The sequence below is a fragment of the Hymenobacter sp. YIM 151500-1 genome, from assembly GCF_025979885.1.
In the GTDB taxonomy this organism is placed as follows: Bacteria; Bacteroidota; Bacteroidia; order Cytophagales; family Hymenobacteraceae; genus Hymenobacter.
This window is the reverse complement of sequence record NZ_CP110139.1, coordinates 2,833,426-2,844,880: the sequence shown is the minus strand read 5'-3', so window position 1 is coordinate 2,844,880 and position 11,455 is coordinate 2,833,426. Positions and strand designations below refer to the sequence as shown.

General features: G+C 58.1%; 10 protein-coding genes. 8 read left to right on the top strand and 2 right to left on the bottom strand.

Annotated features, from left to right (window positions below; all coding sequences use genetic code 11):
- Positions 1 to 22 precede the first annotated feature (22 nt).
- Positions 23 to 1,171 carry a hypothetical protein gene (locus OIS53_RS11905; RefSeq protein WP_264678794.1) on the bottom strand — a complete coding sequence of 383 codons (1,149 nt, stop codon included), beginning with the start codon at positions 1,169 to 1,171 and terminating at the stop codon, positions 23 to 25.
- A 572-nt stretch (positions 1,172 to 1,743) separates the two neighbouring features.
- Complete coding sequence (locus OIS53_RS11900) at positions 1,744 to 4,575, bottom strand: T9SS-dependent choice-of-anchor J family protein (protein WP_264678793.1); 2,832 nt, start codon at positions 4,573 to 4,575, stop codon at positions 1,744 to 1,746.
- Positions 4,576 to 4,908: 333 nt separating this feature from the next.
- Here OIS53_RS11900 and OIS53_RS11895 point away from each other — a divergent pair, with 333 nt between their 5' ends.
- The 8 genes from OIS53_RS11895 (at position 4,909) to OIS53_RS11860 (ending at position 11,132) form a co-directional block, all read left to right on the top strand.
- Complete coding sequence (locus OIS53_RS11895) at positions 4,909 to 5,733, top strand: Rossmann-like and DUF2520 domain-containing protein (RefSeq protein ID WP_264678792.1); 825 nt, start codon at positions 4,909 to 4,911, stop codon at positions 5,731 to 5,733.
- 60 nt (positions 5,734 to 5,793) lie between these two features.
- Positions 5,794 to 6,123 carry a (2Fe-2S)-binding protein gene (locus OIS53_RS11890; RefSeq protein WP_264678791.1) on the top strand — a complete coding sequence of 110 codons (330 nt, stop codon included), beginning with the start codon at positions 5,794 to 5,796 and terminating at the stop codon, positions 6,121 to 6,123.
- A gap of 126 nt (positions 6,124 to 6,249) precedes the next feature.
- The gene (iscX, locus tag OIS53_RS11885) at positions 6,250 to 6,486 is read left to right on the top strand and encodes a Fe-S cluster assembly protein IscX (RefSeq protein ID WP_264678790.1); all 237 of its coding nucleotides are present in this window, start codon (positions 6,250 to 6,252) and stop codon (positions 6,484 to 6,486) included.
- A gap of 126 nt (positions 6,487 to 6,612) precedes the next feature.
- Positions 6,613 to 7,116, top strand: a complete 504-nt coding sequence (locus tag OIS53_RS11880; protein WP_264678789.1) for a KdsC family phosphatase — start codon at positions 6,613 to 6,615, stop codon at positions 7,114 to 7,116.
- A 137-nt stretch (positions 7,117 to 7,253) separates the two neighbouring features.
- Positions 7,254 to 7,448 (top strand): cold-shock protein, encoded by a 195-nt coding sequence (locus OIS53_RS11875; RefSeq protein WP_139514799.1) that lies wholly within the window; start codon positions 7,254 to 7,256, stop codon positions 7,446 to 7,448.
- A gap of 101 nt (positions 7,449 to 7,549) precedes the next feature.
- A complete protein-coding gene (locus tag OIS53_RS11870) occupies positions 7,550 to 8,488 on the top strand; it encodes a geranylgeranylglycerol-phosphate geranylgeranyltransferase (RefSeq protein WP_264678788.1) in 939 nt (312 codons plus the stop codon).
- A gap of 137 nt (positions 8,489 to 8,625) precedes the next feature.
- Positions 8,626 to 9,825 carry an outer membrane protein assembly factor gene (locus tag OIS53_RS11865; RefSeq protein ID WP_264678787.1) on the top strand — a complete coding sequence of 400 codons (1,200 nt, stop codon included), beginning with the start codon at positions 8,626 to 8,628 and terminating at the stop codon, positions 9,823 to 9,825.
- Between the two features lie 98 nt (positions 9,826 to 9,923).
- Positions 9,924 to 11,132, top strand: a complete 1,209-nt coding sequence (locus OIS53_RS11860) for a BamA/TamA family outer membrane protein (RefSeq protein ID WP_264678786.1) — start codon at positions 9,924 to 9,926, stop codon at positions 11,130 to 11,132.
- Positions 11,133 to 11,455 lie beyond the last annotated feature (323 nt).

Here is an 11,455-nt window from a genome sequence, read left to right as displayed (position 1 = left end):
TTTGTGCTTCAATAATTCCGATTTAGGGTTTGGATATTATTTGTGTTGTAAATGTTGTTCCAAATCTAATTTCACCCAAAGTATTGGCTGCCAGATCAGGCCTGTACACTTGAACAGAACCTAAATTATCATCCTTTTCCCAGTTGCTAAAATCAATGTTCAAATCAGCTGTAGAAGTAGTTACAAAAGCGAATTTGGGTGTGACACTAAGTTTAAATGTTACGGTAGGTCCGCCATCTTCTTCTATCCAGGCCATCGTGTAATAATCGGAATACTTTTGAGTCCAAGTGAATAATCTATAATCATTAACAGAATAAAACTTATTATCAATTTCCTTTCTCTTAGCAGTAGCAAATAAGACACCATCCTGTATTTTCACACCGTTTACCGTCGGAGGACCGCTTGTATTTAAATCAGCAACGGCACTCGCAACGTACAATCTTAATTCAGGTTTCCCTCTCAACCAAGGTTCAATAGCCCCTAAATTATTGCATTTAATAGCTGTGATAAACTCACCATCATTTACATTACGATTTTGAGTACGGCCTGATGGGTCATTCAGGTTTCTAAACTCTTCCTTAACTAGACCAGCATCATCAATACGTTCACCAAAGCTAACTACCACATATGGCTCTGACGGCTCTTGTAATGCACTTACAGTACTAGAATTTCCATCGCCATCGTAAGCAACAACAGAACTAATTGTTTCATCATTTCCAAACGGGAAAGAAGCCACTTTCGTGTTTAGAATAATATTTTCGGTATAATCTTCAATATTAGATGGAATAGATATAATAGTTTTCTTGCTATATTCATCACTAATACCGAGTGAAACCGTGTTTTCTCCAGCTTTAGGTATGAAATTCTGAAATCCCTCCTGCCGCATCAATTCACCAATTGTTGAACCACTTACATTGGTGTTTTCTAAGTTGCTGTACAATATGTCGTAATCTCCATCGATTTTCTGTAAAGCGTTATTTTTTATAATTCGACCGACTTCAGGATTTTTTCTGATTACTATTGCTAATGTCTTAGCAAGGTTGTCAAGATACTGGTTGCGAAGTTGTGGTGTAAGATCAATGGTGCCACCATCAGGATCTTCGGCGCCATCAGTTAAAACAAACTTAGCGGAACTTTTGCCATCTAATTTGGGCTGAGCCTCATCGTTCATGACACTTTCGCACGATGAAAGTATCATCGAGAGCACTGCGGATGTTAGCACTAGTCTTCTCATTATGAAATTTCGTTTGGGTTATTAGTTCTAACGCTAGTTAGAGAGATAATAACTGGATTACAATAGTTCAATGTATTTTTATAGAAAATTCATACTATACATACTGATGTCCTAACGTAGAGTGAGTTTTTGATAAAATATTTATAATTTTATAGTTTTATAAAATTAATCTAATCAGCTATAAATAGTTATAATACTGACATTTGGCATCATCACGATTATAGAAAATGTGTCAACTTGTGATGTACTTACTTAATCAGAAAAGTAATGGTGCTCTGAGCCGGCTATAACTATGTATATGTAATTGCATAAAATTATTATTATTGACTTTTAACTAGCACCAAACTATTTAAAAGTCATTGCTATAGCAGTTTAACAGGTAGAGTAGGTGGTTGCGGTATTTTTGAGTTAATTTATAAACAAGGATGGCAGCTTATAAAGCTGCCATCCTTGTTAAGATAAAGGGAGATTTATTGCATAATGGCCCCTGAGCTAGGCTTAGCACTTCACTACTTCGCCAGTACCACGTTGCGCACCATGTACTCGTTGCCGGCCAGCACTTTTACGGTGTACATGCCACCGGCGAGGTGAGACAGATTCAGGGTGTTTTCGGCGTTGTCGCGGACGGTGGCGGTGTGCACACGCTGGCCGAGCAGGTTGGTTACTTCCACTTGCAAGCCGCCGCGGGCGCTGGCTCCGCGCACGTCCACTGTCAGCTGACCCGCCGTGGGGTTGGGGTAAAAGTTCACCGCCCGCATCAGTGCCTGAGAAGTGCCCGTTACGGCCGCAGCGGTAATTTCCACGTTGTCCAGGGCCAGCAGAAACTGGTCGGCAAGGCTGTACACGTGGAAGCCCACGTAGTAAGTGCCGTCCGCAGTGGGTGCCATCAGGGCCACGGCCGGGGTGCTGGTAGCATTAGCCGAGGTGTAGGCCTGGGTGGTAATGTTATCGTTTTGCCACAGCAGGTTGGTTTGGGCAGCGGCCGTGGTGCCCGTGCCGTATTTCACTTCCAGCCGCTCGGGCAGGGTGCTGAACGTACGGTAGCGGAACGACAGCTGATAGCGCATGTTGGCTTTCAGGCTGAGCGGCGCCGTGAAATACCAGTCGTCGGCGTTGGCGCCGGCCACGGTGCTGTACTCGTACAGCAGGGCGTTGGGGCCCGATTCGGCCAGCTGAATCGTCTGCTTATTGTTGGTGTAGGTGGACGCTACGCGCCAGGTCCGGTTGTCGTTGTTATCGTTGAGGATGGTAGCTTCGCACAACGGCGTGCCGGCCAGCACGTTGTCGAAATTCTCGCGGTACGGGAAAGTTGTCACCAGCTGAGGCACGTCGCAGGGCGTACGGAAGGTGAAAGGACCCAGCAGTATGCTTTTGTCGGTGCCGCCGCAGTTCGCCTGCACGTATACGTCGTAGCGCGTGTTGCCCACGAGGCCGGCCAACGGAATGGGCGAAGTAGCACTCGTCACGCGCGCGCCCTCGGTGGCGGGATTGAAGCCCGCCGGGCCGTATAATACCGTGAAAGAAGTTGCGTTGGCCGAAGCCGTGAAGGTGATGGTGGCGCTGCGGGCCTGTACGTTGCCAATGGTTATGGCAACCGGAATGGGGCAAGCCGGCGCAACGCCCAGCGTAGCATCCAGGGCTAGGCGCAGCGGGTTGTTTGAGCTGAGCGCCGTCCAGGCCCCACCCGGAACCTGGAAGTAAAACGTGTTAACGCGCAATGGATTCTCTACCTGGTAGCCGAGGAATACGTTGGTAGCAGCTTCGCGAATGGCAATAAAAAATGAGCCATTCACCGGTACGCCAGGTAAAGGCACGGTAATGGTGCCGCCCGCTGCCGTGCGGTTTTGCACTGTCGAGGTGTACAGCTCGTTGCCCGGTGTGTTGTTAGCTCCCGTGGCATCATAAATTACAATCCGGAAGCCGCCCGTATTGTTAGCATTAGCCACAAACGTGGCTTTCACCTCGTTCAGGTACGAAAGCTGCGACACGGTGTAGCGGGCGGCCAGCATGGCATCGGCAGCCCCAATGCCTGTAGGGTTCATCGGCTGCCGGTCGTCCACGTAGGCCAGGGCGTTGCTGGTTACCTGCTGGGTGTAGGTCAGCGTGTTATTGCTGCTTTCGGCATCATCGGGCACGCTCACGCTCAAGTTGTTGGTACCCAGCGCCAGCGTAGCCGGGTAAGCATCGAAGGTAACGGCGGCCGTGGCACCGGCCGCTAGCGTGGTAATGGTTTTGGTGCTGGTAAAGGTGTTGGCCCCCGACACGGTGAGCGTCACGGGCAGGTTGGTCAGGGCCGCCGTGCCGCGGTTGGTAACGGCCGCCACTACCGTGTGCGGCAAGGAGTTGGGCACGGCCAGCTTGCCCAGGGTGTGAATAGTGGCTACGGCTGCATCGGTGGCCGGCAGCACCGCCCGGAACCGGTACGTGCGGCCGGGGTCGGGCAGCACCGTGTTGCGGACAAAGTGCGAAGCCGGAAAAGTTTGCGTGCCCGATACGGTGGTGTTGGCAAACGTGGCGGTGCTCCAGGCAGAAAGGCTGGGTTTGGCAACTAGGCTCAGCTCGGCCAGGTCGGCGGCCGTGGGCGTGGTGCCGTTGCTCAAGGCGTTGCCTTTCAAGCCAATACGGAAGGGTTGCCCGGTGGGCGTATTGGCGGTGGCGGTCCAGGTACCGTACACGAAGTCAATGGTATTGGAGCCTTCGTACAGCCGAATCTGGAACTGCATGGTGCTCATCTGCGCCGGAATGGCCGTAGTGCCCGTTCCGGTGGGTTTGTCGCGCAGGTTCTTGAACTGAATGGTGCACACCCGGCTGCCCGCCGCGCCGGTAGTGGCCACCCGAAACTCCGTCGGGTTGGCGGCTTGGTCGGCGGCGCCTTCCAGGTCCACACCCGAGGCTGGCGCCAGCACGTTGGCGTCGGTGGTGTTGAGCAGCACGTTTAGCGCGTTGGCGGCCGGGGCTGCTTCGCCCAGCTTGATGAAGCCGTTGGTGTTCAGCACAAACCGCGAAAACGTGGTGCCATTGTAGGAAAAGGGAAACCCGATTTCTTGGGGCTGGGAGTTGGCGTCGTCGTTGTTGGGGGTGCTGATGACCGTGCCGCCCGTGCCTAGGTCGGTGTAGGTGCCGGCTACGTTCAGGGCCAGGGCGGTGGTGTAGGGCATGGCCGTGGTACCCTGGGGGCGCCGGGCCGTGGGGCCGGTAACCGACTCTGGCGCCTGCGTTTCGGCTGGGGCAGGTTGCGGAGAAAGATGCTGGGCCGGTGCTGGCAGGGCAATCAGGCCGAGAGCCGCCAGCGCCCAGCCCGCCAGCGGCAGGGAGGGCCAGGAAAAGTAGGAGTTGGGCATACGTGAAAGAAAGTTGGAAGGGAAGAAAAGCCAGCACGCGTGCATGGCTGGGGAAGGCAAGGTGGAAAGCGGAGCAATATTCTGAAAATACTTCAAGAAGTCCCGCTAAAAATTAAAATCATATCGGCGGCAGCAGCCATATTTTCGGCTGACAGCTAGAAAAATAAGTATCAGTACCTGACTGGCAATCCGCCCCAGGGCCGCCAACACCACCTCCAGGGCACTACCGGCTAGTCTGCGCAGCTAAGCACCCGGCAGATTCGGCTGCGCGGCGTGGGGCGGCTCCGGTGTGGCCGGGGCCAAGTGCGCGGCGGCGTGTTTCTTTGCTTCCGTATGGCTACTTCTGCATTACACTCGGTGGTGCTGCTCGGGGCGGGGCGCGTGGCCCAGCACCTGGGGCCGGCGCTGGTGGCGGCGGGCTGCTCGGTGCGCCACGTCTGGAGCCGCACGGCCGCTTCGGCCGCGGCCCTGGCCCGGCAGCTGCCCGGCGCCACCGCCGGCACCGACCTAACCCAGCTGCCCCCGGCCGACCTCTACCTATTGCTGGTGCCCGATGCGGCCGTGCCCGTTGTGCTGGCCGCGGCCCGCTTTCCGGCCGGGGCGGTGGTGGCGCACACGGCCGGCGCCCTGCCCCTGGCGGCGGTGGCGGCCGTGCCCCAGGTGCGCGCCGGCGTGCTGTATCCGCTCCAGACCTTCAGCCCCGGCCGGACCATCAACTGGCACGCCGTGCCCCTGTGCCTGGAAGCCGCCGACGCCGCTACCTACGGCCAGCTGCGGGAGCTGGCCCGCCGCCTCAGCGCCGACGTACGCCCCGTGGATACCGCGCAGCGCTTGCGCCTGCACGTGGCCGCCGTGTTTGCCTGCAACTTCATCAACCACCTGCTGGGCATCGGGCACGCCCTGGCTACCGAGGCCGGCTTGCCCTTCGAGCTGCTGCACCCGCTGGTGATGGAAACCGTGAGCAAAGCCCTGGCCGCCCCGCCCTTCACCGTGCAAACCGGCCCGGCCCTGCGCCACGACGCCCCCACCCTGGCCCGGCACCAGGAGGCGCTGGCCGCCCATCCGGGCTGGCAGCACCTGTATAATGAGCTGACGCGCAGCATTCAGCATATTGCCAGCGGGCCGCTGCCAAACAATGAGGCCGGTGCCCAGCTTTGATTCGGAGGCAGGGGTGCGTACCTTCGTGCCCGCATTTAGCCCCGCTCAACGAGTTACGCCGTGAAAGTCGTCAACATCACCTTCAAGTTTCAGGACGGCCAGCCCGACCAGACCCACGTGGCCGCCCAGGGCGAATCGGTGCTGGATGTGGCCCTCAACAACGATATTCAGCTTCAGCACAACTGCGGCGGCGTGTGCGGCTGTAGCACCTGCCACGTCTACGTCCTGGCGGGGGAGGACGATTTGCCGGAAATTTCGGATAAGGAAGAAGACTTCATCGACCGGGCCATCAATCCGCGCATCAACTCCCGCCTGGGCTGCCAGTGCGTGGTGCAGGGCAACGAAGATCTGGTTGTGCTGATTCCGCCCCAGAACTTCCTCGGCCACTAAGTGTAGTTGAGAAGTTAGAAAGTTGAGAAAGTAGAAAGTGAACTTCTGAGCCCAATTTACAGGCATTTGTAGCTGCTTCAGCCAACTTTTTAACTTATAAACTTTCTCCCTTCTAAACTTTCCCACATGAACCACTTCGAGCCCCCCATACACTGGGGCGACCATGAGGACATTGCCATGGCGCTCTACGAGAAGTTCGGCGACGAATTCGGCGAAAACAAGATTTACCGCATCCGCTTCACCGACTTGCTGGAGTGGGTGCTGAGCTTGCCCAACTTCGCCGGCACCCGCGAGCAGGCCAATGAGGGCCACCTGGAGCAGATTCAGGCCAAGTGGGTGTACGAGTGGCGCGATAACCAATAGGCGGCGGCCTGGCTGCCAGCCCGAAGAGTGACCAGCGAAAGGAGTGGAACCTAACCGTTACCGTTGCTCCGGCCGCCGGCCGCTCTTCGGCATTTTATCCCTTGCTGTTTTTCTTTGGTTTCTGGCATGAGTGCAACCCGTATCCTACCCGACCTGGCGGTCATTTCCGCCTTTATCTTCGACGTGGATGGCGTGCTGACCGATGGTACGCTGCTGGCCCTGAACTCGGGCGAGCAGGCGCGGGCCTTCCACATCCGCGACGGCTACGCCATCCGGCACGCCCTGCGCCAGGGCTACCGGGTGGCTGTTATCTCGGGCCGCGAGGAAGAAGGCGTACGCAAGCGGCTGGAGTCGCTCGACGTGCGCGACATTTTCCTGGGTGTCGATGACAAGATGAAAATCTTCAATACCTACATTAACACCTACCGCCTCGACCCCGCCCACATTGCCTACATGGGCGACGACGTGCCCGACGTGGAGGTAATGCGGCGCTGCGCCGTAGCGGCCTGCCCCGCCGACGCCGCCGCCGATGTGCGGGCCATCAGCAACTATGCCGCGGCCCTGCCCGGCGGGCACGGCGCCGCGCGCGAGCTGATTGAGGCCGTGCTCAGGCACCAGCAGAAATGGTAGGACAAGCAACCTGGGGGCCGGTTTAGCCGTTTTTAGCAGTCTGTTGGCCCCGGTCTGGTTGCGTGGCGCAAGGGTTGTGCTTTTCTAATTTACCTCTATATTTACCCGACCATCATTCACTCCATTTTCTTTATTTCATGAAAACAGGAACCGTAAAATTCTTTAATGAGTCGAAGGGCTACGGCTTCATTACGGAAGACGGCACGAAGGAAGATTTCTTCGTCCATGTTACCGGTCTTAACGGGGGCCAGATCCAACAGAATGACCGCGTGGAGTTTGACACGCAGGAAGGCCGCAAAGGTGTTAATGCGGTAAATGTGAAGAAACTGTAAGCATCAGCTTTACATAAGGTTTTTAGCATACAGCAAAGCCCCTCCCCATGCTGGGAGGGGCTTTCTTTTGCTGGGCATCGTGCATCTTTGCCGGCTCGCTCGTGTTGCTGCTTGTAATGACGCCCACTGCCGCCGGATCTGCTTCTGCCCCGCTGCCCGCCGACGGGCCACCGGAAGGGGTGTGGCGGCAGCTGAGCCGGCTGGTGCGCCTGCCCAACCTGCTTATGATGGCCTTGTGCCTGGTGCTGGTGCGGGCCTGCCTGCTGCTGCCTGGCGCGTCCTGGCCGCAGGTGCTACCCGCTGAGTTTGGCCTGCTCCTGCTGGCCTCCCTGAGCGTGGCCGCCGGCGGCTACATCATCAACGACTACTACGACGTGAAGATTGACGCCATCAACCGGCCCGGCCGGCTGGTGGTGGGGCGCACCGTCAACCGCCGCCACGCCATGCTGGCTCATGTGCTGCTCTCGGGGCTGGGCGTGGTGGTGAGCGGGGCCCTGGCTCCGCGCCTGGGCCTGGTGCACCTGGGCTCGGCCCTGATGCTGTGGGGCTACTCGGCGCGGTTTAAGCGGGTGGCCCTGGTGGGCAACGTCACCATTGCCACGCTCACGGGTGCCCTGGTGCTGCTGCCCGAGCTGCAAGCCCGGACCGGCTCGGAGGCCGTGTGGGTGTATGCTCTGGCGGCTTTTCTGCTTACCGTGGTGCGCGAGATTGTGAAAGACGTAGAGGACATGCGCGGCGACGCCGCCCACGACTGCCGTACCCTGCCCCTGGTGTGGGGCGTGGCTCGCACCAAGTGGGTGGCAGGGTTTTTCCTGGCATGCCTGGCCCTGCTGGTGGCGGGCGCCGGCCTGGAAGCCTGGCGCACGGGGCACCGGCTGCTGGGCGGCTGGCTGCTGGGGCTGGTGCTGGCCCCGCTGGGCGGCCTAGCCTGGCAGCTGGCCCGCGCCGACCGCCGCCGCCATTTTGCGGCGCTCAGCACTTGGTGCAAGGTGCTGATGCTGGCCGGGCTGCTTTCCATGCTATGGGCCGAAAGAGGGTAGGCGAGAAGCCGAGGGCAGTTAGCCAGTACAACCGTAGGCCAGACAGTTGCGTTAGCGAAGGCAGTGGCGCCCAGCCGGCTGCGAAAAGCAGCTCCGGTTGGAGGCGCCGGTTCTGCCTCTGAATCAGCTTTCTATATATGCGCTTCCTCTACCCGCTGCTGGCCATTGGTGTGCTGGCTGCTTCTCCGGCCCTGGCTCAAACTTCGTCTGCCGACTCTGCTTCGGCCGGTGCACGCTCTGCTGCCAATACCCGTACGTCCTTGTTTGCGCCCAGCGACAAGCCCAACTTTATTCCGGTGCCGGTGGCGTTTTACCAGCAGGAAACCGGTTTTGCGGGTGGGGCGGCCGTGTTGCCCGTGTGGCGCTTCGGTACCGATACCACCGTGCGTAAGTCCAACGCCCGCCTGATTGCGTGGTTTTCCCAGAAGAAGCAGAGCACCATCCAGCTCACGCACACCATTTTCACGCCGGGTGAGCGGTTCTACTTCTCCGGCGAGCTGAGCCGCTACGACCAGAAGCTGTTCTACTACGGCATCGGCAACGAAACCAGCACCAGCCGCGAGTCGGAGCTAACCTACAAGCTTCTCATATTCGACGAAAAAGCCCTGGCGCGGGTCGGCGACAACCTGTTTGCGGGGGTGCGCTACCGCCTCACCAACACCACCGACATCGAGCCGCAAGGCACCGATGACGAGGGCCGCCCCAATTATTTTCTGGTTGACCCCCGCCTCACGGCCCGGGAGCGGCAGAATACGTTTGTTTCCGGCGTAGGCCCCTCCGTGCTGTACGATGGGCGCGACAACGTGCTGGCTACGTACCGCGGCAATTTTCTTGATGCCCACGTCTTGTTTCACGGCTCGGGGCTGGGCTCCGATTACCGCTTCACCCGCTACCAACTCGACGCCCGGCACTTCCGGCCCTTGTTCGGGTCCACCAATACCATTCTGGCCCTGAACCTCATCGGGCAGTTTCATTCGGGGGCGGTACCGTTCCGGGAAATGGGCGGCATGGGCCAAAACCTGGGCGGGGCCTTGTTCAACAACGCTGCCATCATGCGCGGCATCTACGAGTCGCGCTTCCGCGACCGGCAGACGGTGGTATTCCAGGGCGAAATCCGGCAGAAGCTGTTCTGGCGTTTCGATGGGGCTGTGTTTGCCGGGGTAGGGGAGGTGGGCAACCGGATGTCGGACCTCGAACTCGACAAAACCAAGATTGCGGCTGGAGCGGGCCTGCGTTTCCGCTTCAACCGCCGCGACCGGCTCAACATCCGCCTCGATTACGCCGGCGGCAGCAATACGCCCGGCAGCATCTACTTCGCCGTGGGCGAGGCCTTTTAGTGGGCTACACGGGGCGGCAATTTCGTGGCGTGAAAGTTCGTTTGGGTAAGTAGATATGCTTCAGGGTAATACGGATTAAACTTCTAAGTTGCTGCGCTATGCGTTTTCTATGTTCGGTGCTGGCGTTATGCCTATTGCCACTTTTTGGTAGTGCTCAGGTTACTCCTATCGACTCTGCTGCTGGCTCCACTGCCCCACCCCCACCTACATCCCGCACCGGCATTCGGGGGTGGTTTGAGCCCCGCGACAAGCCCAACCTGATTCCCTTGCCGTTCGTGTTTGCTCAGCAGGAAACTGGCTTTGCGGGTGGCTTGTCGATTTTGCCGGTGTGGCGCTTCGGGAAAGACACCACCGTGCGCAAGTCCAACGCCCGCTTGTTTGCGTGGGTTTCGCAGGAAGGGCAGAGCACGGCCCAGCTTACGCATACCATTTTCACCAAGGGCGAAAAGCTGCTTTTCTCGGGGGAGCTGAGCCACTACAACCAGGAATTGTTTTTCTACGGCATTGGCAACGAAACCAGCCGCAGCCGCGAGTCAACGCTGAGTTATAAGCTGTTGATTTTCGACCAGAAAGCCCTGGCGCGGGTGCGGCCCAACCTGTTTGCCGGGGTACGCTACCGCCTCACCAATACCACCGACATCGAGCCGGTAGGCACCGACAACGAAGGCCGGCTGCATTCGTTTCTGAGCGACCCGCGCGTGTCGGCGCGGGAGCGGCAGAACACGTTTGTCTCGGGCTTCGGGCCAGCCGTGCTCTACGACAGCCGCGACAATGTGCTGGCCACCTACCGCGGCTGGTTCGTGGACGCGTACGGGACAGTGAACCGGCGCTGGACCGGCTCCGACTTTCATTTCACCCGTTACCAGCTCGACGTGCGCCACTTCCGGCCCCTGTTCGGCTCTACCAACACCATCCTGGCCCTGAACTTTATTGGCCAGTTTCACGGAGGCAACGTGCCATTCCGGGAGTTGGGCGGCATGGCTGAAAACCTGAGCAGTGCCCTGTTCAACTACGCCAGCATCATGCGCGGCATCTACGAGCTGCGTTTTCGCGACCGGCAAACCGTCGCGTTTCAAGGCGAAATCCGGCAAAAGCTGTTCTGGCGCATCGACGGGGCCGTTTTTGCCGGAGTGGGCGAAGTAGGCAACCGCGTCTCGGACCTGGAGCTCGACAAAACCAAGATAGCCGGCGGGGCGGGCCTGCGCTTCCGCTTCAACCGCCGCGACCGGCTCAACATCCGCCTCGACTACGCCGGCGGTAGCAACTCGCCCGGCACGTTCTTCCTGGCGCTGGGCGAGGCCTTTTAAACTGGGCTTAAAAAAAACATGGCTGTGCAAAAGCAAGCCCAACGGGGCCACGCGGTAAATCCCACTCGAATGGGAATGTTATTCCGGGCGTGACCAAGCAGATATCTGGCTAGCCGAGCATCCTTAATTACTGTTGCCAGAGCAGCTGTGGCTGCTTGTTCACAGCCCTGCGTAGGAGGCCCCATGGCATTTGCTGGCAGAAAGCTCACCACAATGGCGAAAAGCAGCAGTGCTTTATACAGCGTGTTCATCATTGCTTTTGATAGAGGTATGGACCATGCAGGATGGTTAAAATAAAGGCTGCTGGGTTGATTGGGCATAGC